Source organism: Sphingobacterium alimentarium (genome assembly GCF_004342685.1).
In the GTDB taxonomy this organism is placed as follows: Bacteria; Bacteroidota; Bacteroidia; order Sphingobacteriales; family Sphingobacteriaceae; genus Sphingobacterium; species Sphingobacterium alimentarium.
The window spans coordinates 1-26,867 of sequence record NZ_SMBZ01000050.1 but is presented as its reverse complement, the minus strand read 5'-3'; the positions used below and the strand labels follow the sequence as shown (position 1 = coordinate 26,867).

Genomic DNA, 26,867 nt, shown 5'->3' with positions numbered 1-26,867 from the left:
GCGGTGGACACCCTTGTCCTAAGCTAACACTTCCCACTGTAAAGGCGTGTTCGGGACTTACACCCTAGAGTTATTGCACATGCTGGGCACACAAATAAAAGGGGTTCAACATTGTTGAACCCCTTAATTATTACAAGTTAATTATTTTACTATTAATCTACATTATCATGTAAAAAGGAGTTGTTCGAACGGATCTCCGTTACGCCATCGTCAAATGAAAGTGTAAAACGAGACACTTGTGAATCTGCCGAATGAGGCACATCATCCAATGGCTTTTGCTTTCTTTTGTAAGCAGGCTCATTTTCTAACTCTTGTAAGCCGTTTGATGACTTCAATTTCATGCTCAACTCTTTAAGACGCAAAATACGTTCTTTAGTTTTAAGCAATTGATCTTCAAAGTTCACTTCTTCTTCTACTTTAGTTGTATTCACAAAAGTAGATGTATATGTCGTATCAACGATATCTTTTATTTCTTCTTCCACTTCTTCGTTGACCTTATCTTCATAAGCATCAAATACAGTAGGAAGTTTGAATTCAAATACAGAAGGCGATGTTTTCAATTCGAAACCACCATTATCTTGTACAGTCTCTTCTGCCGCAACATCTTCTTCAACATCTAGCGTATGACGCACGATGTGGCTCTCTTGTTGCACAGCTGCATTTGTAGGTTTTACAGGATTAAACAAATCTACTTGCGGTGATTCTCCTACAGTATTGGTCGGTGTCACAGGTGTCACATAATTTGTAGTCGAAGTAGTCGTTGCTGGTTTTTCTACAAATTGATTTTGAACAACAGGTTTGATAAAAGAATGAACTGTATCAGGAGATAGAGGCAAAGCGATTTTCTCGTTCTCTTTTTCCTTTTGACGCTCTTCCGAAGTTTGGAAACCAGTAGCAATAATAGTTACAGACAAATCATCCTCTAGGCTTTCGTCGATACAATTACCCCAAATTAGGTCTGCTGTCAAACCAGCTTTCTCTTGGATATAATCTGTAATAATAGCTACCTCATCCATTGTTACCTCTTTTCTACCAGAAGTAATATTCAATAAGATATAGCGCGCTCCTTCGATTTCATTATCCTTCAACAATGGAGATGCCAATGCACCTGTCACCGCTTGAAGTGCTCTATCCTCGCCCGAAGCAATATGGTTACCCATGATCGCTACACCGCTGTCGTTCATTACAGTACGAACATCTTTGAAATCGACGTTTACATAACCAGGAATTGTTATAATCTCCGCGATACCTTTGGCAGCTGTTGTCAATATATCATCTGCTTTTGCAAAAGCAGCTGTCATTGTCAAGTTTCCAAAAATCTCACGCAATCTGTCATTTGAAATCACAAGGTATGAATCCACGTATTTACGTAATTCGCTTAATCCTTCTTCTGCTTGAGAACGACGTTTTTTACCTTCGAATGTGAATGGTGTTGTAATAATGGCTACAGTCAAAATACCCATTTCTTTCGCCGCCTTAGCTAACACTGGACTCGCACCTGTTCCTGTACCACCACCCATTCCGGCTGTGATAAATAACATTTTGGTGTTTGTACCCAACATTCTCTTGATATCATCAATACTTTCGATAGCCGAGTTTTCACCTACATCAGGATCAGCACCTGCACCCATACCCTCAGTAAGACTAGCTCCCAATTGAACTTTGTTAGGAATAGGACTTAATTCCAACGCTTGTGCATCTGTATTACAAACTATAAAATCAACGCCACTTATCCCCTGCTTGTACATGTGATTAACAGCATTGCCGCCGCCACCACCTACACCTATAACCTTGATTATAGATGATTGCTCCTTTAACATTTCAAATTGTATCGACATAATAATATCCTGTTTAAAAAGAACTGCCAAGCTTAACCTACCGACCCAAACTCAACAATTCGAATGTAATAATACCAAATTCTCAACAAGAGTTTTCCACATTTGTGATTATGTGGAAAACTCACTGCTGTGTGGAAAATTTATTTTTTTCCTATAAAAGTTTCGTCATCAATTTCTTGATTATCCTTGATAAATTCTGAGATAATTTTTGTAAACCAACTTTCTTTTTTGCTTTGCTTGTCAGCAATCTCTTTGATTTGCTCTTTGCGTGGTTTTTTAAGCTCACGCTCTTCAATCGCCATATCCATCTCCTCTTCTACCGCCTGGATACCTTTGATCAGCAAACCAATACTTGTTGCATACATTGGGCTTTTCATTTCTTCCAATGTCTGCTTGTTGAGCATATCTGTTTTCGCCAAATATTCATTTGGGTAACCGATACGACAATCTATACCTGTGATGTATTCAACCAATTGAACCAAATGCTTCAATTGAGCTCCACCACCTGTAATCACTATACCAGCGATCAATTTATCCTCATAGCCTGAAGACTTGATCTCGTAATATACGTGCTCGATAATCTCCTCCATACGTGCTTGAATGATATAAGCAAGATTTTTGACAGAGATTTCTTTCGAGTCGCGACCACGGATTCCTGGTACACAAATCACTTCATTTTCTTTATTTTCATCAGCTAAAGCCGATCCATATCTTACTTTTAATTGCTCAGCTTGATTTCGAAGGACAGCACAACCTTGACGAATATCTTCTGTTACAATATTACCCCCTAAAGGAATTACAGCAGTATGACGAATAATGCCTTCGTGGAATATAGCTACATCTGTAGTACCACCACCAATATCAACAAGAACTACACCAGCCATTTTTTCTTCTTCATCCAATACAGCTTCGGATGATGCTAAAGGCTCAAGTACTAATGCAGACACTTCTAAATCAGCGTTGTCTACACATTTCTTGATATTTTTGATATCGGTCACACGACCTGAAATAATATGGAAGTTGGCTTCCATACGACGACCAGCCATACCAATTGGTTCTTTGATACCAGGCTCATTATCAATTGTAAATTCTTGAGGCAACACATGAATAATCTCTTCCCCTGGAGGAAGAACCAACTTGTACATATCCGAGATCAATCGTTCTACATCAAATCTGTTGATTTCATCATCGTCATTTTTGGTCAAAATACCACGATGTTGAATACTTTTGATGTGCTGGCCTGCAATACCGATGTTGACCACTTTGATGTCTACATTGGATTGTCCTTCTGCTAGAGAAACGGCATCACGAATACTAAATACAGTCTTTTGAATATTAGCGACCACACCCCTATTTACACCAGCAGATTCTGCCTTACCCACGCCTAATAATTCTATTTTATTTGTCCCACTGCGTCGTCCCACAGTAACACAAATCTTAGTAGTACCGATATCTAAACCAACGATAATCGGATTTTCTTTTTCAATGTCTGTAATTCTTGGTTTCATATGCTGTATTTTTTAATTTTTCATGTTAATTTTCATTTGCAAGCTGTCCATGTACCACCCCTCTCTGCGCTCACAGATGATTTGTCCTCCGTATTTTACATTCACTTTGGCGTAGGCTTCTGTACCCACCTTTGGTAATATATTTTTGTAATACATTTCCAAACGGCTAAGCTTGTAATCCAATGAATCCGCGGATCCAATCACCAATACCTCTTTGCCTACCCGTGGGATCAACTCGATATCCGATTGTTCATTCACAAAAATCTGTACAATCTGATTTTCCCATAGCTCATCCCCTTTTATATGTTCGACGATACGAATCAGGTCATGCACCATCTTGGTTGCTATCGGTTCCAGAGGTTTGGTATAACCTTCTTGAATTTTGCCGTTAGCGACTAATACATGAGGTACATATTTCAATGTAACAGGGATCTTATGCCCCTTCGTATCTACATAAAATTCTTTACCATCTCTGTTGATCACCCGAAGTATTACCTCCCGCTGATGAACATTGACGTTGATAGTGCCATCCATATCCGCGTGAATTTCAGCGTTCGATACATAAGGCAATTTTTCTATCGCGTTTTCAATTTCTTCGAATTTTATCGCTTTCAATTCTTTACCTACTATGGCACCGAATTGATTATTTATCATTCTTGAAATATCATGTTGGTCGATAAACGTTTCTTTCCCCTCCACATTCACTTTCAACACCGTACACACCTGAACGGCATCTTTTCTGCTTATCAATCCCATGAGCACTACCAATCCTCCCAAGGCTATTACACCAAGGAAAACATTGAATATTAGTCCCCATCTGATATTCTTCATACTACTTATCTAAAATTGCTTTTAAAGGCTTCACCAATCTATCAATATCCCCTGCACCTACGGTCACAACCAATTCAGGTTTTTCACTTTCTACTAATGCCAATACTTCCTGCGGTGACACAACACGTTTGTTTTGCAGTGTAATTTTATCCAACAACCATGTTGAAGTCACGCCTTCTATTGGCAGCTCACGAGCCGGATAGATTTCCATCAACAACAATTCATCCGCCATGCCCAACACTTCGGCAAAACCATCAACAAAATCACGTGTGCGTGAAAATAAGTGAGGCTGAAATACAACCGTTAATTTCTTGTTTGGATATAGCTTACGCAATGAAGATAAAAATGCTCTCAACTCCTCTGGATGATGCGCGTAATCATCGATATAAACCGATTTTTCATTACGAACAATGTATTCAAAACGTCGCTTAGCTCCTCTAAAGTTTGCTAGTGCCCTAACGATTTTATCCTGTTCGATATCCAACAATAACGCTACCGTAATAGCAGCGACTGCGTTTTCTATATTGTGCAAACCTGCAATACCCAATTTAATGTTTGAAATACGCAAAGCACCCTTTACATAATCAAAATGAAATTCACCATCAATAACCGCTACGTTTTCCGCATGTGCATCCCCTTTATCATCTCGTGAGTAGGAAATATCACCACTGAAAGAAAGACCTGTTCTCACGATACGATAACCGCCCTCCACGACTCTATCCAAATACATTTTGAAAGAGTCTATCAGATGTGATTCATCGCCGTAGATATCCAAGTGATCCGCATCTGCCGATGTCACTACCGCAATATTAGGATGCAACGTCAAAAAAGAACGATCATACTCATCCGCTTCTACCACAACTACATTATTATCCCCGTACAAAACATTCGTATTGTAATTGGAACTGATACCTCCTAGGAAAGCCGAACAGTCATAACCCGAATCCTTCAAGATGTGCGCTATCATCGTGGAAGTCGTAGTCTTACCATGCGTACCCGCTACGCCAATCGTAAATCGACTCGCACTGATAAAACCTAAAACTTGTGATCGCTTATACAACTCAAATCCCTTGGCAACAAAATGATTTTTAATCTTTAAATCCTTCGGTACGGCCGGAGTAAAAATAATCAAGCTCGAATCCGAAGGCTGATCAAACGTCGCTGGAATAGCATTCACATCATCTTCATAAATGACGTCAATCCCCTCCGCAACCAAAGCAATCGTCAAATCCGTCTCGGTGCGGTCATATCCAGCCACCGTACATCCCAAATGTTGGAAATAACGCGCCAAACCACTCATACCAATACCGCCTATACCGATAAGATAAACTTGCTTTATTTGATCAATATTTATCATTTCTTTATTTTATTAATTTCAAAACTTCATGAGCAATAACATCATCGGCATCCAATAAGGCTAGCTTTTGAATATTATCTGCTAATTCATTCATTTTACTTCCATTGTCCAATAATGTCAAAGCTTCTTCCATCAACTTGGCTCTTGCTTCTACATCTTTCACCATTACAGCCGCTTTTTTATTTACCAATGCCAAAGCATTTTTGGTCTGATGATCTTCAGCTACATTTGGCGAAGGCACTAAAATCACGGGTTTTCCTACCACACACAATTCCGAAATAGTTCCGGCACCCGCTCTAGCTATAATCAAATCTGCCGCCGCATAAGCATAATCCATGCGCTGTAGAAATGGCATCATCTTCACATTATAAGGCAAATCCTGTATTTCCTTACTCAATGACTCGTGATAGTAACTGCCGCATTGCCAAATGACTTGCACATCGGCGTCTTTGAACTTATCAAAAGCTTGTTTCACACAATCATTCAACGTACCTGCACCTAGACTACCGCCTGTCACTAAAATTGTCTTCTTACCTCCTTCTAGACCAAACGACACCAAAGCTTCACCTTTCTTTCCTTCAATATCTACTGAAGGACGACGAATTGGATTTCCTGTCAACAGCACCTTTTCGGCCGGGAAGAATTGCTCCATTCCTTCGTATGCCACACATACCTTTTGTGCTTTTTGACCCAGACTCTTATTGGTTTTACCTGCATATGAGTTTTGCTCTTGTATCAATGTAGGCACACCCATCATATTCGCCATCATCAACAGCGGACCAGAAGCATAGCCTCCGACACCGACTGCGACATCAGCTTTAAAATCTTTTATAATCTTCCTTGCTTTCAAAAGACTTTTTACCATTTTGAAAGGCAACGCTATATTTTTCAATAAAGAAGAACGATTGAAACCCTGGATATCCAATCCAATGATACTATATCCTGCTGCAGGCACCTTTTCCATCTCCATCTTACCATTCGCACCCACAAACAAAATCTCAATATCTGGTTCCACACGGCGCAGCGCATTTGCTATTGCAATCGCTGGAAAGATATGCCCTCCTGTTCCCCCTCCGCTTATAATTACCTTATGCGCCATGTTATATTTAAATTAAACAGTACCTACTACCACTTTTTTAGGAGTTTTGGGCGCTGTGATTGACCCTTCTTGCAACTCCTCCTTATTTTTTAATTCCTCAATACTTCTACTTACGGACAGAATAATCCCTAAGGCCACACTGGTAAACAAAATCGAAGTACCACCCATACTCACCAACGGCAATGGAACACCCGTAACCGGACCAAGTCCTACGGCTACCGCCATATTTGCCAATGCTTGTATCGTCAGACTAAACCCTAATCCTGCCGCCAGAAAAGCTCCAAATGCACGCGGACTCAGAGTTACTATTCGAATGACACGATACATCAGCACCAGGTAAAGGAAAATTAAGATGACTCCACCTATTGTCCCATATTCCTCGATGATTATGGCAAAAATAAAATCCGAATAAGGGTGCGGCAATACATTACGCTGTACACTATTTCCTGGTCCCTTACCAAACAATCCGCCTGTCGCTATAGCGATCTTCGCATTATTAGCTTGGAAATTTTTATCCTCTTGGAAGGGTACATTTACTTGCGCACCATCCACCTGTTCTGTCTTAAAGAAACCTTCGATACGACTGAAATATGTCGCACGACGTGGACCTACAGAAATAACCAACAACCCCAAAACACCCACTCCAAGCGACACTATAGCTATTTGCTTAAAAGAAACTCTTCCTATAAGCAACAATAGTACACTTGTACCAAAAAGCATCAACGCCGTAGAAAGATTGGCCCAAGCAATAAGAACGAATACGATACATACGGTTCCCATAATCGGGATAAAAGATTTTTTCAGATCCTTGATTTCATGCGCTTTGTGCGATAGCATACGCGCCAAAAAGGTAATCAATGCCAATTTTGCCAAATCCGAAGTCTGAAATGTCTGATTAATCACCGGAATAGTTACCCACCGCGATGCCTCATTCACCGAACTACCGAAAACCAACGTATAAAGCAACAAAGGAATGGTAATACCCATCAGTATTTTAGAAATACCAGCATACCAGCGATAATCAAGCTTATGCGACAAATACATCAAAACCAAGCCAATAGCGATAATAGCAAAATGCTTAATCAAATACATCTCTGTGCCTTTACCCTCTTTATAAGCCAAAGTACCTACAGAACTGTATACAGCGAGTAAAGACCATCCTGACAAAATTATCACGATAATCCAGATCCACTTATCACCTCTTAGTTTTGAAAAAATTTGTTCCATAAACCAGTATTTATAGAGCCATTACTGCCTCTTTGAATTTATCACCTCTTTCTTCGTAATTTTTGAACCAGTCAAAACTTGCGCATGCTGGTGACAGCAATACAGTATCACCTTTTGATGCCAAATGTGACGCCATATTCACGGCATCTTCCATGGATGAGCTGTTGACGATCACGTCTACTTCATCTTCGAAAGCATCATGAATACGCGAAGTGTCTTTACCTATGCAGATAATGGCTTTCACCTTTTGGCGTACTAAATCACGAAGCATTTCGTAATCGTTGCCTTTATCCACTCCTCCTAATAACAGGACAATGTTTGGAGAGAAACTTTCTAACGCGTACCACACTGAATTTACATTTGTCGCCTTGGAATCATTGATGTAATTCACTCCGCCAATAAGGGCTACATGCTCTAGTCGGTGAGAAATATTTACATACGAGCCCATGCTTTCTTTCATGCTCTGATTGCGCAGCTCCTGCACTTTGGCAATTAAGCCAGATGCCATATTATTATAGACATTGTGCTTTCCTTGTAATGATAACTCTTCAATATTCATCTCAAACTCGTCTCTATTAGGTATGTTAATTTTCAAATTGTTGTTTTCATCTACATATGCACCGACCGTCAGCACCTGCAATTGTGACATGGGTAACTGTTGTGCCTGTATCTGAAATCTCGGTAATGCCTTCACCGTTTCTTCATCATCTACACAGTAGATGAAGTAATCTTCTGCACGTTGATTTTGAATCATTCTGAATTTTGAATTCACATAATTCTCCATCTTATATTCATAGCGATCCAGATGATCCGCTGTAATATTTAATATCACCGCTATATCGGCGCGGAAATGATACATATCATCCAACATAAAGCTGGATATTTCTAACACATAAGTATCGAAGGGTGAACGAGCTACTTGCAAAGCAAAGCTTTTACCAATATTGCCCGCTAGACCAACGTTAATCCCTGCCTTTTGCAGCATATAATAGGTCAACATCGTAGTCGTTGACTTACCATTCGACCCTGTAATACAAATCAATTTTGCATCGGTATATTGCGCCGCAAACTCGATTTCCGAAATCACCGGAATATTTAAAGAACGTAGCTTCTTAATCAACGGCGCCCTCTCCGGTATGCCCGGACTTTTCACAACGATAGCCGCATTCAATATCAGCTCTTCCGTATGTTGACCAGATTCGAAGACGATTCCTTCTTCCTCCAATTGCGCCTGATACGAATCCGCGATAACACCCATATCCGACACAAAAACATCAAAGCCTTTATCCTTTCCTAAAATGGCGGCACCCACACCACTTTCTCCAGCGCCAAGAATCACCAAGCGTCCAGATTGTGGGTAATATGTATGTGCTATATTTCTCATGCTATCTTACTTTCAGGGTTACGATGGTCAAAATCGCTAATATTACACCTACAATCACAAATCGAGTTACAATCTTAGCTTCATGATATCCCTTCTTTTGATAATGATGATGCAAAGGAGACATTAAAAATATACGTCTTCCTTCACCATATTTTTTCTTTGTGTACTTGAAATAAGATACCTGCATGATTACAGACAGATTCTCAATCAAAAACACACCGCACAATACCGGAATCAACAATTCTTTACGAATCAAAATCGCAAAAGCAGCAATAATACCACCAATAGCCAAAGATCCCGTATCCCCCATAAATACCTGTGCCGGATAAGCATTGTACCACAAGAAACCGGTACACGCGCCCACAAATGCGCCCGCAAAAATCACCAGCTCCCCAGAATTCGGGATATACATGATATTTAAGTAGTCCGAGAAAATGATATTACCCGATACATACGCCAAAATCGCTATCGTAATACCTATTATGGCTGATGTTCCGGTGGCTAGCCCATCTATTCCATCGGTGATATTGGCACCATTGGACACCGCTGTCACAATGAAAACGACCACCACCAAGAATAATCCAAACGTAGCCCAGGGATTATCAATACCTAACACTGTCAATACTTTTGCATAGTCAAACTCATTATCCTTATAGAAAGGGATATTGGTTTTTGTTGACTTTACATTGTCTGCATAAATAGTTTCTCCCGTATTGGGGTTGATAACAATCTCAACAGGTTTGTCCGAACTCGGATCGTGCACTTGCTCACGGACCACGATATCGGGGTGAAAGTACATGGCAAAGGCAATAAGTATACCCAGACCGACTTGACCAATTACTTTGAATTTACCCGCTAAACCTTCTTTATTTTTTTTGAATACCTTAATGTAATCATCCAAAAAACCAATTGCTCCCATCCACAAGGTCGTCACGACCATGATGATGATGTAAATATTATCCAGCTTAGCAAACAATAAGGTAGGAATCAATATACCCGCAATAATGATAAGTCCACCCATAGTAGGTGTACCCTGCTTCGTCTTTTCGCCCTCAAGGCCCAAGTCACGAACAGTCTCACCAATTTGTTTTTTATGTAATAATTGAATCAATCGACTACCAAATACCGTTGTAATAATGAGAGACACGATGACTGCCATCGCAGTACGAAACGAGATATATTGGAATAATCCAGATCCTGGTAATTTCCAATCTTCTTGTAGCCAATCAAATAAATAATATAACATCGATTTTCTTATTGTTCGTTAAATGTTTTTTCCAACTCTTCTCTATCATCAAAATGATGACGCACTCCATTTATCTCCTGATACTTCTCATGTCCCTTACCAGCCACTAAAACAATATCCCCAGGATTTGCCAAGTGACATGCGGCACGTATAGCTTCACGACGGTCGGCTATGCTAAATGTATTTTTCTTCTTATCGACCTCCACTCCAGCTTCCATATCTTTGATGATCCGCATAGGATCTTCAGTACGCGGATTGTCGGAAGTGATGATCAGCTTATCGCTGTATTTCAGGGCTACTTTTGCCATTTCTGGTCTTTTCGTTTTATCCCTATCGCCGCCGCATCCTAATACAGTAATAATCTGTTGTCCTACATTTCGTAGGTCTTTAATCGTTTCCAATACATTTTCTACAGCATCTGGTGTATGTGCATAATCCACAATCCCAACAATACCATTGCCCGAACGAATCGTCTCAAAACGCCCTTCTGCACCTGATATTTCGCTTAAGGCAACCAATACTTTGGAGGTTTCTTGCTCCAAAAGAATTGCCGTTGCATACACAGCCAACAAATTATAGGCATTGAATCCACCTACTAGTTTGACCCACAGCTCATGCGTATCAATGTGCAAAAGCATGCCGTCAAAGTGAGATTCCAAAACCTTAGCTTTGAAGTCTGCCATATTTTGAAGTCCGTAAGACTTTCGGTGCGCAATTGTATTCTGCAACATGATAGACCCATTCTTGTCATCTACATTCGTCAAAGCAAAAGCAAAACCGTCCAAGTCATCAAAAAACTTTTTCTTTGCTTTGATATAATTATCGAACGTACCATGGAAATCTAAATGATCGTGGGTAATATTTGTGAAAATTCCACCTGCAAACCTCAAACCCACTATCCGTTGTTGTACTACGGCATGTGAACTCACCTCCATAAAACAATAGTCACACCCATCATCCACCATTTGGCGGAGCAACTTATTCAGCGCAACCGGATCAGGTGTAGTATGTGTCGCAGGTATTATCACGGTTCCAATTCGATTTTCCACCGTAGAAAGCAACCCTACATGGTAACCTAGCTGCTGAAACAAATTAAAAAGCAAAGTGGCCACAGTAGTCTTGCCATTGGTACCTGTTACGCCAACCAGTTTTAAAGACTGTGAAGGATTATCGTAAAAATTACCTGCAAGAATCCCTAAAGCATATGCACTATCACCCACTTGGATATATGTCACAAACGGGTTGGTAGTCTCCGGAATATCTTCTACCACCACTACAGAGGCATTGTTCTCTATCGCTGTAGTAAGATATAAGTGTCCATCCGTATGTACACCACGCACAGCCACAAAAAGAGTTCCTCGCTGCACTTGTCTAGAGTCAAAAGCAATAGCTTCCACCTCCACATCAAGTGAACCTAACACCTGCAATACAGGAATAGCGTGCAACAACTCTTTTAATTTCATATTAATTCAACTCTAGTGACACATTTGAACCTATCTTCAATCGCTGACCTGGCGCTAAGGATTGTGCGATGACCTTACCTTTACCTAGGATTTTTGCTTTGAAACCTGCATTTTCCATCGTGTAAATTGCATCCACCAAGCCCATACCTTTTACATTAGGCACTACGCCTTCTTTTATATTTCCTTCCATGAATGGAAAGCCTTTTTGCGATACCGCCGAATCACCTTGACTGATAGCATTCCAATTTTGAGGACTAATGCCTAAAGCTTGGTATACCTTAGTCGAAGCTTCTTTTGAACCATTCAATGTGAGCGGCGTACGCATGCCCGCCGTATTGACTTTCTTATTAGCAAACGTTCCCTGCAATTTCAGATCATTCGCATAAACCATATCTGCCAATTCTTTAAAAACAGGACCAGCAACCGAACCTCCATAATATCCATTACGTGGATTACGAATCACCACAATCATAGAATATCTTGGATTCTCAGCGGGGAAATAACCTGCAAAAGAAGATTGATAGCGTCTAGCTCCATAACCTCTCGCATTGTCGGCCATTTGCGCAGTACCCGTTTTACCACCAGCAGTATACAGTGGACTTGTCAAGCGTTTACCCGTTCCCTCAATCATCACACCTTCCAGCATTCCTCTGATTTTACTTATAGCTTCTGGTGACGCCATTTGTTTGTTGATGACTCTAGCTTCAAATCGCTCTACCGTATTACCCAGGTGACGTATTTCACGCACGAACAATGGCGCTATCAACTTTCCATTGTTTGCTACGCCATTATACAACGTCAATGTTTGCAATGGTGTCAACAACAACTCATAGCCATAAGCCATCTGTATCAACGATAATTTACTCCAAGATCTATTCTTTGGCGTTTTTACCACAGGTATGCCTTCACCAGGAATCTGCAAATGCAAAGGCTCATGCAACCCCCAACTATGCAATTTTGACGTGTATTTACTTGGATTACTACCGTAATGTGTATTGATTAACTTGGTAATCGCCACATTCGAAGATTCCTCAAAAGCTTCCTTCACAGTCACAATAGACTTTTTAGGTGCGTGAGAATCTCGGATAGTATGCGACGGAACTTTGTATGTACCGTTTCCAATATCTATAGTCGTTGAGGTATCTACCAATCCATCATCCAATGCCGCTAAGTAAGAAGCCAATTTGAATGTAGACCCCGGATCCGCTCTTTGTGCAATAGCATAATTGAATTTCTCACGATACTCTCCATCCTTATCTTTAGTAAAGTTGGCAATCGCACGAATCTCTCCCGTTTGCACCTCCATCAATATCACACAGCCCTCATCCGCATTGCTGATTTTCATCTGTTTACCCAAGGCACGCTGCGCCATATCCTGCATATTCACGTCGATCGTCGAGATAATATCCGAACCATCCACAGGAGCAACCTCCACTTCACGATTCAACGGCACCCATACACCACCAGCAATACGTTGCATCATTTGTGCACCACTTTTGCCTTCGATATAATCGCCATACGCCCCTTCTAATCCCACTCTGAATTCGTCGTTTTTATAACCTATCGTCCTAGCCGCTAGATTCGTAAACGGAAGAATTCTTTTATTTTGCCTTACAGCCACTAAGCTGCTCGAATATCTTCTTTTGCCCTCCCGGAATGTTTTGAATAAAGGGAAAGTCTTTAACACTTTTAAATCTTGATGCGAAACAGCTCTTTTGAGCAATACATAACGCTGCTTTTTGTTGCGCGCCTCTTTCAGTACCACCAAATATTGACGTGCCGATTTATCTTTAAAAAACGAAGAAAGCTTGGCCGCCAGCGAATCCACTTTATTATTGAACACATCACTATGCTCCGCTGGGATAGACATCGCGTCAAAGCGTATTTCATATTCCGGCACCGAAGTAGCCAGCAAACTTCCATCAACCGAGTAAATATTTCCTCTCGCCGCTTCCACCACGCGCTCTTGTATAGTCAAGCTATCCGCAATGTTACGCCACTTATCTCCATCCACATATTGCAAGTGCAGGAGTTTGGCAAAAACTGCCAAAGCACCAAATACCATAAGCCCAAAAGCCAGGTATACACGTACTAATATGGATTTCCTAATATTCACTCTTTATATTTTGCTTACCTGCGTTCCTTTACTACTTCTAGTTTAATTGGCGGTTCTGTACGTTCCTTCAGCCCAAGTGTATCTGCACGTTTTGCAATCTCCGACTGTGTCGTCAACTTCATCAACTCCGCAGATAAGGATTTATAATCCCAACCCAATTCTTTCACATCACGCCCCAGTCGATCGATCTCCCTCACTGTGCGCTCCGCCATGTGTCTATTCGATATATACAATAAGCCCAAAAAAGCCAAAAAAGCTACAAAAGGCAGATTTCGTGCTACCAAATAGGTAGACAAACGAGACGGAGAAAACAGATTGCGTAGAAAACTACGCGTCTCCTCCACTTTCTCTTCTACCGATTCAGAAATCTCCTCTTGAACGTCTTCGCTCAATTCTTGGCCACGTAATGTATTTCTTCTCGACACAATACCTCCAGTTATTGGTTCACTTTTTCGGCGACGCGCAACTTGGCGCTTCGCGAACGATTATTTCTTTGCAGCTCTTCTTCAGAAGCTGTAATCGCTTTGCGCGTGATCACACGCAAAGGCTTTATTTCATTGCCAAAAAAATCTTTCTCCACTTCACCCTTAAACTTTCCTTTAAGCATGAAATTTTTCACCAACCTATCTTCCAAAGAATGATAAGACATGATCACTAATCGACCATTCTCTTTGAGCACCGAGATACTTTGCACCAAAAATTCCTGCAAAGCCTCTAGCTCTTTATTCACCTCAATACGCAAAGCTTGAAATACCTGAGCATGATATTTATGTTCCTTTCCTCGTGGAACCATCTTTTTTATCACCTCCTTCAATTCCGCAACGGTATTGATTTCTTGACTCAATCGAGCCGTTACAATAGTTTTCGCTAACGATTTCGCATTCTGCACCTCACCATACATCCCAAATATGCGATGCAATTCTTCTTCCGGATAAGTATTCAACACCTTACGCGCATCCAGATCCGAAACCTGATCCATCCGCATATCCAGATCCGCATCAAAGCGGATTGAAAAGCCACGCTCAGCATCATCAAACTGATGTGATGATACACCTAGATCTCCCAAGATGCCGTCTACCTCCTTCACCCCTTCCAGACGCAAGTAATTTTTTAAAAAACGAAAATTCTGATGCACCAACAAAAACCTTGAATCATCAATTGAATTATTGATTGCATCCGGATCTTGATCAAAAGCAATCAACCTTCCCTTAGGACCCAAACGCTTCAATATCTCCCGAGAATGACCTCCTCCACCAAAAGTAACGTCGACATATACACCATCAGGTTTAATCGCCAACGCATCCATACACTCCTCCAGCATCACAGGAACATGATACACTCGCTCATCAGACATTGATACCTCCTTCTAAATCAAAATCACCCATTACAGACTCCGCCAAATCCGAAAAATCTTCCTCCGAAATAGCGCTCATCTTTTCTTCATACTTCGCTTTCGACCACAATTCAACTTTACTTAGATTACACACCAACACCAATTCCGAACCCACCTCCGCATAATCCAAAAGCACCTTCGGCAAAAGAACACGTCCAGCTGAATCCAACAGCAATTCCGTAGCACCACTTGTGAATTTGCGTACAAAATCACGGTTTTTGGCCTGGAATTGATTTAATCTGGACAACTGCGACAACAACTTATTCCACTCGGCACGTGTATAAATCACCAAATTCCCATCGAAGCCACGATTCACAACAAGCCCTTCACGCTCCACGTCAGGCAACTGACGCTTGAGCGCTGCAGGAACCACCATTCTACCTTTGGCGTCCAACTTGCATTCGTACTCTCCGATTAAAAAATTCATTGCTAGTCTATACTGCTAATCAAAATTAATGTAAAAGTATACACTTTCTCCCACATACTCCCACTTTCCCCCACAAAAAAGTTTTCCACATCAATTTTCTGCTACAAGGAAGAGCAAAAAAACCTGCAAAATAGTCTGACAGAAGGCCCTTTTATTGATTTTCAGCAAGTTGAGAAATATGCTTTTTTCCCAAAAAAACACCTTGTTTTTTTAAGATTTGGAACGAAAAAAAGTCGAATTTTGCCAAAATTTTGCTATCGGTGGGACAAAGTGGAGCAATTTGAAAGCAAGCAAAATCTTCGAATTACTTGACAGATCAAGCGCGGTTTTTATTATACAATTGGATTCGTTATTGTCCTCCAAAACAAATAATTTTGTAACAAATATTTTCGACTAGTTTAATATGTATAGAAGTCATAATTGCGGCGAACTTCGAATGGCCGATGTAAACAAAGAAGTAACACTAGCTGGTTGGGTTCAAAAATCACGTGATAAAGGTTTTATGATTTGGGTGGATTTGCGCGATCGTTATGGAATCACACAATTGATATTTGATGAAGCCCGTACCGAAGCCAGTGTCATGCAATTAGCAAAGTCTTTAGGTCGTGAGTTTGTCATACAAATCAAAGGAACTGTCATCGAGCGAGAGTCCAAAAACAAAAATATACCTACCGGAGAAGTGGAGGTCTTGGTCACAGAACTTACCATTCTCAACGAAGCACAACTTCCTCCTTTTACCATTGAAGATGATACTGATGGTGGTGAAGATATCCGTATGAAATACCGATACTTAGACATTCGCCGTAATCCGGTGAAAAACAGCTTATTGTTCCGTCATAAAGTAACGCAAGAAGTGCGTAACTATTTATCAAACTTAGATTTCTGTGAAGTAGAAACGCCTTATTTGATCAAATCCACGCCCGAAGGTGCGCGTGATTTCGTAGTGCCTTCTCGTATGAATCCAGGTCAATTCTATGCCCTTCCTCAATCGCCACAAACCTTCAAACAATTGTTGATGGTAGGTGGTATGGATAAATATTTCCAAATTGTGAAATGTTTCCGCGATGAGGATTTACGTGCCGACCGTCAGCCGGAATTTACACAAATCGACTGCGAAATGTCATTCATCGAGCAAGAAGATATTCTGAATGTATTCGAAGGTTTGACCCGTCATTTATTGAAAAAAATCCATAACATCGAAGTAGAGAAATTTCCTCGCATGACCTTCGATGAAGCAATGCGTACATATGGAAACGACAAACCAGACATTCGTTTTGGCATGAAGTTCGGTGAATTGAACGCAGTTGCACAACATAAAGAATTCGCCGTTTTCAACTCAGCAGAATTGGTAGTTGGAATCGCTGTCTCTGGTGCTGCAACATACACCCGTAAAGAAATTGATGCACTAATTGATTGGGTAAAACGCCCACAAGTAGGCGCATCGGGAATGGTTTACGTAAAATGTGAAGCTAACGGACAATACAAATCTTCGGTAGATAAATTTTATGATCAAGAAGATTTAGCAAAGTGGGCAGAAGCTACAGGTGCTAAAGAAGGTGATTTAATCTTGGTATTATCAGGTCCTGCTAACAAAACTCGTGCGCAATTATCCGCATTACGTATGGAATTAGGGAACCGTATGGGATTGCGTAAATCGGACGAATTTGCTCCTTTATGGGTTGTAGATTTTCCATTATTAGAATGGGACGAAGAAACAGAACGTTTCCACGCGATGCACCACCCTTTCACATCGCCGAAACCAGAAGACATGCACTTATTGGATACCGATCCAGGTAAAGTACGTGCAAACGCTTACGATTTGGTATTGAATGGTAACGAAATCGGTGGAGGATCGATCCGTATTCACGATAAAGATATGCAAGCGTTAATGTTCAAGCATTTAGGATTTACGCAAGAGCAAGCACAAGAGCAATTTGGCTTCTTAATGAATGCTTTCCAATTTGGCGCGCCACCACACGGCGGTTTAGCATTTGGTTTGGACCGATTGACAGCGATTTTAGGTGGTCAAGAGACCATTCGCGATTTCATTGCATTCCCTAAAAACAATTCAGGACGTGACGTGATGATTGATGCGCCCGCAACAATTGACAATGCACAATTAGATGAATTGAGTCTAGCGTTGGCATTGAAAAACTAAATAGAATATTACGAACAATACAAAAGAGGCAAGCTTATAACTTGCCTCTTTCTATTTATAAGCCTATCACAAATTTCTAAAAGCATGAAAACCGCCCAATCCAACAGAAATAAAAGGGAAACCTTTGTTTATTTTTGTCGCATAGTCATATCCAATTTTTACATTGATGACACCAATATATTCTGCATACACGAAAGGACTAACTTTGATTTGGTTCGAAAAGTCCCGGGAAAGCTGAAAATTATAGCCCGCTGAACTCCCTACCATCACAAAAAATTCCGATCGTTTATCATCCCAAAGTCGATAACCATACGTTGCTTGCGGCATAATACCGGACGGTGCATACTTGTTTTTTGTTGTATAATCTATCCCCCACATATATTCATGTGCCGACCTTGAGGATGCATCTCCGATGTCAAAATGTACCACCGTTTAAAACATGACCTCCTTTTGGGCTTTTGCGCCCAAACTAAGAATCTGAGCATGCAATGGTTTTGTTATTAAAACAAAACACACGCTCATAAAATCATCTTTACTTTTTGCAACACAAATTAAATATAAGTTAAATATTTATTCTCAACAAATCCTCCCTCGCAATCTTAAAGATGCTGACGATGTAGAGCGCACAAATACTCTAAAGAACTAAAATCCCATTAGTTTTTCTTGTGGAGGAAAAAATAGCAACTCACCAAACATTAACTCAGCAAATTACACTATATTTAAATGTTGGTTACTTAATAGCCAACATTTATTTTTGTAAGAGCATAAGTAGAGAAGCATGGCGCAAAATATTGCAGATAAATTTTTAGTAGACAGTACAAGTAAATCCTTTGACCTCCGTCACCGCGAAATCATTACCAATAACATGGATAAATACAACGCGGCATTTGAGCAGGGAAAAAACAAGTTTTTCGATTTGGAAAACACCAAGAAAAAAGCCAATCTGATCAAATGGCGTACGATCGAAAACTTAGACAAATACTTAGTCGATTTTGAAGCAAATTTTACAGCCAACGGAGGCAAAATTATTTGGGCGAATGACGCAGAGGAAGCACGAGAAGAGATTTGGAAAATTTTTGAAAAGCACAATGCCCGATCTGTTATTAAATCCAAATCGATGGCTACCGAAGAGATTGAACTGAATGATTTTCTCGAAAAAAAAGGCATTGAGCCCATCGAAAGTGATTTAGGTGAATATATCATTCAACTGTTGAATCACAAGCCTTATCACTTCGTAACGCCTGCTATGCACTTAAGTCTGGAAGAGATCGCTAAGCTTTTCCACGAAAAATTCGACACACCCTTAGAAGCTACAGCAGAAGAGCTGACGATGAAAGCGCGCGAGCTCTTACGCGACAAATACACAACGGCAGAAATCGGAATCACTGGTGCCAACTTTCTGGTGGCGGACACCGGTAGTATTGCCATTACCGAAAACGAAGGGAACGCACGTCTTAGCACATCTTTCCCCAAAGTGCACATTGCCGTGGTGGGCATAGAAAAAGTCATTCCTAGCATGACAGACTTGGACTTATTCTGGCCCCTATTGGCTTCACATGGAACAGGTCAAAATCTTACGGTGTACAACACGCTAATCAGCGGTCCGCGCAAAGCTCAAGAAACAGATGGACCCGAGGAAATGTATGTAGTATTACTGAATAATGGACGCACGAATGTATTACAGAAAAAGGATCAACGGCAGGGTCTGTATTGTATTCGCTGTGGTGCTTGTTTGAATGTCTGTCCGATTTATCAAAACATCGGTGGACACACCTATGAAACGACTTATCAAGGGCCGATTGGATCTTTGATATCACCGCATCTCAACGGCATGAAAGAATTCAAACATCTATCCTATGCTTCTAGTCTTTGTGGTAAGTGTACAGAAGTATGTCCGGTAGGCATCGATATTCAAAAAATGCTTTTACTCAATCGCAGAGACTCTGTGCAAGAAAACCTCTCTCCAGTTACTGAACAGCGCATGTGGAAAGGCTTTACTTTTGCTATCAAAAACAGAAAATGGATAGATTTCTTTGGCGGTAAATTTAAAAACTTCTTTATGCGAAATTTCTTCAAAAAATCATGGGGAACAAATCGTGAATTACCAAAATTTCCAGACAAATCCTTTGCAAAACAATGGAAAGAGCAACAGAAGAATAAGGAAAAATAAAGTCAAAATTGACGAACACATAAACGTTAGATGTCATTTCTACGAAAGGAGAAATCTTTGCATTTATAATTTTAGATTTCTCACTTCATTTTTTCCTTTCGAAATGACGCAATAAAAAAAATGGCTACAGAATTCTGTAGCCATTTTCTATTTATTTAAACTTTATTCTTAGTCTATATATTTAAAACCTGTATAAGGCACCAAAACCGCTGGAATTTTAATGCCTTTTTCAGTTTGGTTATTTTCTAAGATCGACGCTACAATACGTGGCAACGCTAAAGCTGAACCATTTAACGTGTGCGCCAATTGCATCTTGCCATCCTCATTTTTGAAACGGACTTTAAGACGATTGGACTGGAAGGTTTCAAAATTAGACACTGAAGAAACTTCTAACCAACGCTCTTGCGCAGCTGAATATACTTCCATATCGTAAGTCAATGCCGCTGTGAAACTCATATCACCACCACACAAACGCAATACGCGGTATGGCAGTTCTAATTTCTGCAACAATCCTTGTACATATTGACTCATCTCCTCGATTACCTCATATGACTTGTCCGGATGAACGATCTGTACAGCCTCGACCTTGTCAAATTGGTGCAAGCGGTTCAAGCCGCGCACATGCGCTCCGTATGAACCCGCTTCACGGCGGAAACATGGAGTATATGCACAATGCTTGATAGGAAACTGTTCTTCTTTAACGATTACGTCACGATACAAATTCGTAACGGGCACTTCAGCCGTAGGAATCAAATATAATTCATCATTCGTGACATGATACATTTGACCTTCTTTGTCTGGAAGTTGTCCTGTCGCAAAAGCTGAAGCTTCATTTACAACAACGGGAACTTGTACTTCATTATACCCTGCTTCTGCTGCTTGATCCAAGAAAAAGTTGATCAAAGCACGTTGCAAGCGCGCTCCCTTGCCTTTATACACCGGAAAACCCGCACCAGCAACTTTCACGCCTAATTCTAAATCAACGATATCGTATTTGGTAAGCAATTCCCAGTGAGGCAATTTATTTTCTAGTAAAGTAGGTACTTCACCATGGGTCAACACCACTTCATTGTCCTCTGCAGCTACACCAACAGGTACAGAGTGGTGAGGCAAATTAGGCAACTGAACGATTTTGTCATTCAATTCAACCTCTACCTCCGCCAATTTCTCGCTTAGTTGTTTGATTTGCTCTTTATATCCGGAGGATTTTGATTTGATGGCTTCAGCTTCTTCTTTTTTACCTTGACGCATTAAATCGCCAATCTGCTTCGCGGACGAATTTGCTTCAGCAGCTATCGCGTCAGACTCACTTTGAATCTTGCGTCGTTGTTCATCCAAGCTAATGATTTGATCAACCATCGCTACATCTTTAAAATTCTTAACGGACAATCTCTCGATTACCGCATCCCTGTTTTCACGGATATAATTTAACTGCAACATATATTTTGAGTTTATGGGCACAAAGATAAGAACTGAGCACGACAATCCCTTAAATTTTACCGAAAATCAAAATTGCACCCATATTGTAGCGTATTGTATTTATTCGCGTTATATATGTAGTAGAATAAATTTTTCCATTACAACTTTCCTATATAAAAGACTTAGACGATCTGTTTAAGTCTTTTATTATTTACAAAAAAACACCCTCATCTCTCGATGAAGGTGTACAATATATTTGCATTAACGTTGTTATTTCTTTTTCTTTCCTTGCTCTTCGGATACAGATACCGATGTAGCCTTTTGAAGGTAATACGGTGCAACCTCCAAAAATTGAATATCCTTTTCGGATATCTGTCTGAAATTCTTGTACGAAGCTGGCCAGCCTTTCACTGTGATCGTGGTTGTTCCATTTTTTGTTTCTGATTCAAAAGTCGGCTCGATCAATACATCTGCATTATATTGCTTCAATAATTCACGGATAACATTATTTTTTGCTGTCTCCATGGACAAGACTTTTGTATATGATTTTGTCATTTGTTGTTTAGCAGGCTGCACATCCAAATCCGCAATCACTGGAACATGAATAACACCTGATCCCACTATATCCATAGATTTTGAAGTTCCAGATTTAATGACAGAACATGAAGTAAAAGCCAAAGCTACGGCCGACAATACCAATAATTTTTTCATACGATTAATAATTTTGAAATTAAAAGGTGCAAGATTAGGGCGATCAGTCGACTTTTCCTTACGGGAAACCGCATTTTGTCCAAGTAAAAGAAGAATAAAAATTCCTTACCTTTGGAATATGCTATACTTAGTCCCTACGCCTATAGGCAATTTGGAAGATATGACCTTTCGTGCCATACGTATTTTGAAAGAATCGGATTTGATTCTGGCAGAAGACACACGCACGAGTGCTCCTATGCTTAAGCATTTTGGCATTGAAAAAAAAGTTTTTGCACATCATCAGCACAATGAGCACAAAGCTGTTTCAGAGATTATAAAATTTCTGAAAGAAGGTCAGACTATTTCCTTGATTTCTGATGCAGGTACACCAGCCATCTCAGACCCTGGATTTCTTTTGGTGCGTGAAGCGATAAAAGAAGGTATCCAGGTGCAATGTTTGCCCGGTGCTACGGCATTTGTTCCTGCACTAGTCAACTCTGGTTTGCCAAATGATCGCTTTTGTTTTGAAGGATTTCTTCCTGTAAAAAAAGGTCGTCAGACGCGTATGAAACAATTAGTAGAAGAAAAGCGCACAATGATATTCTACGAATCTCCACATAGACTGCTCAAAACAATTGAAGAATTTATTGAATACTTTGGCGCAGAGCGACAGGCTTCTATTTCCAGAGAATTGAGTAAATTGTATGAAGAAAATGTAAGAGGCACGCTCACGGAATTAAAATTACATTTTGAGAACAATCCAATCAAAGGAGAATTTGTATTTTGTGTAGCAGGCGCGTAATTGATGTATGAGTGGGTCTACATCATAATGTGCAAAAAATATAAAAGGGAAGCTACCTTATTTAATGGCTAAGGCTTTTTTACCAAATATTAATTACATTAATAATTAAAAATGAGTTTGGATAAATTTATACAAGACGGTCAAGACCCGAAAGTAGTCGAAAAAATACACAGCAAAATAGCGACAATGTTGAATCATGATGAAGTGATCAGCTACATTGCGTTGCAGAAAAAACCTGCAGTCACCCTATTGCCGGATAGCATCGCCATCAGTAATAGGCGTATTTTCTTGTGTGAATTTACAAAGCTTGGTTTGGCAACAAACTTTGAGATCTTCAATTGGAAGGATATCAAAGATATCGCTTTTAAGGAAGAGATTTTTGGTTCCAAAGTAACGGTTATTCCTTTTACTGGTGAGAATTTAAGTATTGATTATATCCCTAAGACGCAGGCACGTCGCTTGTATCAGCTCATCAAAGAAGTGCTGGAAGAAATAAAATCCAGTGGATCGGAAATGGCAGAAAAGACCGTTGCGGAGACAAAACCTGTCATTTCAAAACCCATCGTACCTGTCCGCGACATCTATAAGGATACAAGCAACGAAGTTCAGCTACCGCTGGTAGAAGAGACGCCAAAAATAGTGACGCCTCCTATTGTTCAACAAGACAACACCTATGTCGCAGCTACGACGCCACAGCAACTTACTCCGGCGACGGCAGCATCTGCACCCGAGGAAGAGGATGAGCTTACCATGAAATTAAAAAAGCTGAAAAATCTATTCGATAAACAGCTCATATCGCAAGCAGAGTACGAAAATAAAAAAGCAGAAATCTTATCACAGTTATAGTTAGCACGTGAAACAAAATTATCTACTGGCACTATTAAGTGCCTTTATTCTTTGGTTAGGATGGCCTCCTATCCCTTACAGCAGTGTATTATTGCTCATTGGCTTTGTTCCTCTGCTCGTGGCAGTGGAAAATATCATCCGTGGAGACTACCGTAATAAAGGCCGAAAAATATTCTGGACAGCTTTCTTAACGGGATTTGTGTGGAATACGGCGTCTATTTATTGGGTATTTAATGCGATGAATGCCCAACTTCCTGCATGGATTTCTTTGTTAATAGCGCTGATACCATTCGGATTAGCTCCCTTGTTAATGGCGACGGCATTCCGGTTATTCTACGCCATGCGCCGTACTCAGAATATCAGGATCAGCTTTATTGGCTTGGTATCTTTTTGGATAGGTTATGAATATTTACATCAAACCTGGGATTTAGCCTTCCCTTGGATGACACTAGGGAATGGTTTTGCGAATTTTCACCAGCTCATACAATGGTATAGCGTGACGGGTGTATATGGTGGTACTTTATGGATATGGATCGTAAATATCTTAGCATTCATGTTCTACTGGCAGTATAAGCACAAGGTACAAGCCTATTCACAAAAAGCGCTTCTATCAATAACCCTTGCTGCAGCATTCATGCCGATATTGATTTCGGTGATTCAATATATAAGCTATGAAGAACCCATCAACCCCGCGCAAATCGTAGTTGTACAACCTAATATTGATCCATACCAAAAGTTTGGGTCTATAACGCCGGAAGAACAATTGGAAAATCTCATCAATCTTTCCAAAAGTGTTGCGCAGCCGAATACAGAATTTTTTATATGGCCTGAGACAGCAATTTCGGCTCGTGGCGGTATTAATGAAGAAGATTTTCGGGAATATCCATCTTATGCACGCATCGTAGATTTTCTAAGCGCTTATCGCAATGGTAATGTACTCTCTGGTATTGAAAGTTATGCCCTATATCAAGAAGCGCAGACACCTACAGCACGCCCCTTCGGACCGAGCTATATAGATTATTTTAACAGTTCGACTCTAATAGATGGTTCCACTAAGCTGCAATATTATCATAAGTCAAAATTAGTCCCCGGCGTGGAACAAACCCCTTTTGGCACCGTATTGAATTTTATGAAACCTTTCTTTGAGCATTTTGGAGGAACTACCGGCGGTTATGGAAAGGATACAGAGCCGAAGGTATTGTATGCACAAAGTGGTATTGGTGTTGCGCCTACGATTTGCTACGAATCCATTTGGGGTGATTATGTAGCAGAATATGTGGGCAAAGGAGCACAATTTATTGCGGTAATAACGAATGATGGTTGGTGGAAAGACACTTCGGGAAAAGACCAGCACTTGGCCTACGCCAAACTGCGTGCAATCGAAAATAGACGCTGGCTAGCGCGGTCTGCCAACACCGGAATATCAGGCTTTATCAACCAAAAAGGCGATATCACCCAACGTACGGAATGGTGGGTACCAGCTGCATTGACTCAAGAAATAAATTTAAACGATGATATCACCTTCTATACTAAATATGGTGATCTCATTGCCTATTTAGGATTGCTGGGCATGTTATTCTCTGTTGTGGTGATTTACATCCCTAAAAACAAAAAAATTAATTAAATATATTTTATCAAATACCTAATTTTGCCGAATGCATATTTATCTAGATAACGCAGCGACCACACCGTTAGACCCTGAAGTAATTGAGGTAATGGTGCAAACGATGCAAAATGAATACGGAAATCCATCCTCTATTCACTCGCATGGTCGACAAGCTAAGACCATAGTAGAAAAAGCAAGAAAAACAATTGCGCAGTTGCTAAATGCTGCACCCGCAGAGATATTCTTTACTTCTGGCGGCACAGAGGCGGATAATATGGCTATCGTCAGATCCATTGAAGCCTTCGGCATTACGCATGCGATTACTTCGCCAATTGAGCATCACGCAGTGTTGCATACCCTCGAAGAGCTCGCCAAAACAGGCAAGATTCACCTCGATCTATTACGTGTGGATGATAAAGGAAATATTGACTTAGCCCATTTAGAAGAGTTACTAGCAAATAATCCGCGCACATTGGTATCCCTCATGCATGCGAATAATGAGCTAGGTAACCTTAGCGATATACAGAGAGTATCTGAAATTTGTCAGCAATACCAAGCGATATTTCATTCGGACACGGTACAGACAATGGGACATTATCCCCATAATCTGTCTCAAATGAAAATTGACTTTATCACGGGTGCAGGGCACAAGTTTCACGGACCTAAGGGTGTAGGCTTTCTTTATATTAATTCAAATAACAAAATTAAGCCACTCATATTTGGTGGTGCTCAGGAGCGCAATATGCGTGGTGGTACAGAAAATGTTTACGGTATCGCCGGCCTGGCCAAAGCGCTAGAAATTGCCTATCGCGACATGGAACAACATCAGAGTTATATCCAAGGCCTTAAAAGCTATATGATAGAAGAATTGACCAAAGCAATTCCGACTATACAATTTAATGGAAATATAGAGCCTCAGCAGTCTTTATACACCGTGCTGAATGTCTCTATGCCTTGTACTAATATGAGTGATATGTTGCTATTCAATCTGGATATCTCAGGCATATCTGCATCTGGAGGCAGCGCATGCAGCTCAGGATCGGATATCGGTTCGCATGTGTTGCGTGCTATCCAAGCTGACCCGGATAGACCTTCAGTAAGATTTTCTTTTAGCAAAAATAATACGAAAGAAGAAATAGATCATGTAGTAGCGAAGCTCAAAGAGATTTGTGACAGTGAATAGAAAATATGTAATAATCGAGTAGGAAGATAGGGATTATTTCCCTATCTGTCCTCTCACACCACCCGGCATACGGATCCGTACCAAGGCGGTTTGTTAGAATAACG

22 protein-coding genes are annotated in these 26,867 nt (G+C 40.5%); 6 read left to right on the top strand and 16 right to left on the bottom strand.

Going from position 1 to position 26,867, the window contains the following annotated elements; all coding sequences use genetic code 11:
* Positions 1-152: 152 nt before the first annotated feature.
* The 13 genes from ftsZ to mraZ form a co-directional block, all read right to left on the bottom strand.
* Positions 153-1,838: a cell division protein FtsZ gene (gene ftsZ, locus EDC17_RS14495; RefSeq protein WP_132778760.1), complete on the bottom strand. Its 1,686-nt coding sequence runs from the start codon at positions 1,836-1,838 to the stop codon at positions 153-155.
* Between the two features lie 140 nt (positions 1,839-1,978).
* The gene (gene ftsA / locus EDC17_RS14490) at positions 1,979-3,346 is read right to left on the bottom strand and encodes a cell division protein FtsA (protein ID WP_132778759.1); all 1,368 of its coding nucleotides are present in this window, start codon (positions 3,344-3,346) and stop codon (positions 1,979-1,981) included.
* A gap of 12 nt (positions 3,347-3,358) precedes the next feature.
* Positions 3,359-4,177 carry a cell division protein FtsQ gene (locus EDC17_RS14485; RefSeq protein ID WP_132778758.1) on the bottom strand — a complete coding sequence of 273 codons (819 nt, stop codon included), beginning with the start codon at positions 4,175-4,177 and terminating at the stop codon, positions 3,359-3,361.
* A 1-nt stretch (position 4,178) separates the two neighbouring features.
* A complete protein-coding gene (gene murC / locus EDC17_RS14480; RefSeq protein ID WP_132778761.1) occupies positions 4,179-5,531 on the bottom strand; it encodes a UDP-N-acetylmuramate--L-alanine ligase in 1,353 nt (450 codons plus the stop codon).
* 7 nt (positions 5,532-5,538) lie between these two features.
* On the bottom strand, positions 5,539-6,633 hold the full coding sequence (murG, locus tag EDC17_RS14475) for an undecaprenyldiphospho-muramoylpentapeptide beta-N-acetylglucosaminyltransferase (RefSeq protein WP_132778757.1): 1,095 nt from the start codon (positions 6,631-6,633) through the stop codon (positions 5,539-5,541).
* 12 nt (positions 6,634-6,645) lie between these two features.
* The gene (locus EDC17_RS14470) at positions 6,646-7,860 is read right to left on the bottom strand and encodes an FtsW/RodA/SpoVE family cell cycle protein (protein WP_132778756.1); all 1,215 of its coding nucleotides are present in this window, start codon (positions 7,858-7,860) and stop codon (positions 6,646-6,648) included.
* Positions 7,861-7,870: 10 nt separating this feature from the next.
* Positions 7,871-9,244: a UDP-N-acetylmuramoyl-L-alanine--D-glutamate ligase gene (gene murD, locus EDC17_RS14465; protein WP_132778755.1), complete on the bottom strand. Its 1,374-nt coding sequence runs from the start codon at positions 9,242-9,244 to the stop codon at positions 7,871-7,873.
* A gap of 1 nt (position 9,245) precedes the next feature.
* Entirely contained in the window at positions 9,246-10,490 is a 1,245-nt protein-coding gene (gene mraY, locus EDC17_RS14460; RefSeq protein ID WP_132778754.1) for a phospho-N-acetylmuramoyl-pentapeptide-transferase, read from the bottom strand.
* Between the two features lie 8 nt (positions 10,491-10,498).
* On the bottom strand, positions 10,499-11,953 hold the full coding sequence (locus tag EDC17_RS14455) for a UDP-N-acetylmuramoyl-L-alanyl-D-glutamate--2,6-diaminopimelate ligase (protein ID WP_132778753.1): 1,455 nt from the start codon (positions 11,951-11,953) through the stop codon (positions 10,499-10,501).
* A 1-nt stretch (position 11,954) separates the two neighbouring features.
* A complete protein-coding gene (locus EDC17_RS14450) occupies positions 11,955-14,069 on the bottom strand; it encodes a penicillin-binding protein (RefSeq protein ID WP_132778752.1) in 2,115 nt (704 codons plus the stop codon).
* 14 nt (positions 14,070-14,083) lie between these two features.
* The gene (locus tag EDC17_RS14445) at positions 14,084-14,494 is read right to left on the bottom strand and encodes an FtsL-like putative cell division protein (RefSeq protein ID WP_132778751.1); all 411 of its coding nucleotides are present in this window, start codon (positions 14,492-14,494) and stop codon (positions 14,084-14,086) included.
* Between the two features lie 11 nt (positions 14,495-14,505).
* Complete coding sequence (gene rsmH / locus EDC17_RS14440) at positions 14,506-15,423, bottom strand: 16S rRNA (cytosine(1402)-N(4))-methyltransferase RsmH (protein WP_132778750.1); 918 nt, start codon at positions 15,421-15,423, stop codon at positions 14,506-14,508.
* Positions 15,416-15,889: a division/cell wall cluster transcriptional repressor MraZ gene (gene mraZ / locus EDC17_RS14435; protein ID WP_132778749.1), complete on the bottom strand. Its 474-nt coding sequence runs from the start codon at positions 15,887-15,889 to the stop codon at positions 15,416-15,418. The genes rsmH and mraZ overlap by 8 nt, the downstream gene beginning before the upstream one ends.
* A 403-nt stretch (positions 15,890-16,292) precedes the next feature.
* Here mraZ and aspS point away from each other — a divergent pair, with 403 nt between their 5' ends.
* Complete coding sequence (aspS, locus tag EDC17_RS14430) at positions 16,293-18,047, top strand: aspartate--tRNA ligase (protein WP_132778748.1); 1,755 nt, start codon at positions 16,293-16,295, stop codon at positions 18,045-18,047.
* Between the two features lie 66 nt (positions 18,048-18,113).
* On the opposite strand, the gene EDC17_RS14425 is transcribed toward aspS, so the two are convergent.
* Positions 18,114-18,476: a hypothetical protein gene (locus EDC17_RS14425; RefSeq protein ID WP_132778747.1), complete on the bottom strand. Its 363-nt coding sequence runs from the start codon at positions 18,474-18,476 to the stop codon at positions 18,114-18,116.
* A gap of 349 nt (positions 18,477-18,825) precedes the next feature.
* Here EDC17_RS14425 and EDC17_RS14420 point away from each other — a divergent pair, with 349 nt between their 5' ends.
* Positions 18,826-20,217, top strand: a complete 1,392-nt coding sequence (locus tag EDC17_RS14420) for a LutB/LldF family L-lactate oxidation iron-sulfur protein (RefSeq protein ID WP_132778746.1) — start codon at positions 18,826-18,828, stop codon at positions 20,215-20,217.
* A gap of 168 nt (positions 20,218-20,385) precedes the next feature.
* Here the strand turns inward: EDC17_RS14420 and serS are convergent, their stop codons facing one another.
* Positions 20,386-21,657, bottom strand: coding sequence for a serine--tRNA ligase (gene serS, locus EDC17_RS14415; protein WP_132778745.1), 1,272 nt, complete (start codon positions 21,655-21,657; stop codon positions 20,386-20,388).
* A gap of 249 nt (positions 21,658-21,906) precedes the next feature.
* Positions 21,907-22,347, bottom strand: coding sequence for a hypothetical protein (locus EDC17_RS14410; RefSeq protein WP_132778744.1), 441 nt, complete (start codon positions 22,345-22,347; stop codon positions 21,907-21,909).
* 118 nt (positions 22,348-22,465) lie between these two features.
* Here EDC17_RS14410 and rsmI point away from each other — a divergent pair, with 118 nt between their 5' ends.
* The 4 genes from rsmI to EDC17_RS14390 all read left to right on the top strand — a co-directional run bounded on the left by rsmI (position 22,466) and on the right by EDC17_RS14390 (position 26,763).
* Positions 22,466-23,128, top strand: coding sequence for a 16S rRNA (cytidine(1402)-2'-O)-methyltransferase (gene rsmI, locus EDC17_RS14405; protein WP_132778743.1), 663 nt, complete (start codon positions 22,466-22,468; stop codon positions 23,126-23,128).
* A gap of 111 nt (positions 23,129-23,239) precedes the next feature.
* Positions 23,240-23,974 (top strand): PH domain-containing protein, encoded by a 735-nt coding sequence (locus EDC17_RS14400; protein ID WP_132778742.1) that lies wholly within the window; start codon positions 23,240-23,242, stop codon positions 23,972-23,974.
* A 7-nt stretch (positions 23,975-23,981) separates the two neighbouring features.
* Positions 23,982-25,598: an apolipoprotein N-acyltransferase gene (gene lnt, locus EDC17_RS14395; protein ID WP_132778741.1), complete on the top strand. Its 1,617-nt coding sequence runs from the start codon at positions 23,982-23,984 to the stop codon at positions 25,596-25,598.
* A gap of 31 nt (positions 25,599-25,629) precedes the next feature.
* A complete protein-coding gene (locus tag EDC17_RS14390; protein ID WP_132778740.1) occupies positions 25,630-26,763 on the top strand; it encodes a cysteine desulfurase family protein in 1,134 nt (377 codons plus the stop codon).
* The last annotated feature ends 104 nt before the right edge of the window (positions 26,764-26,867 follow it).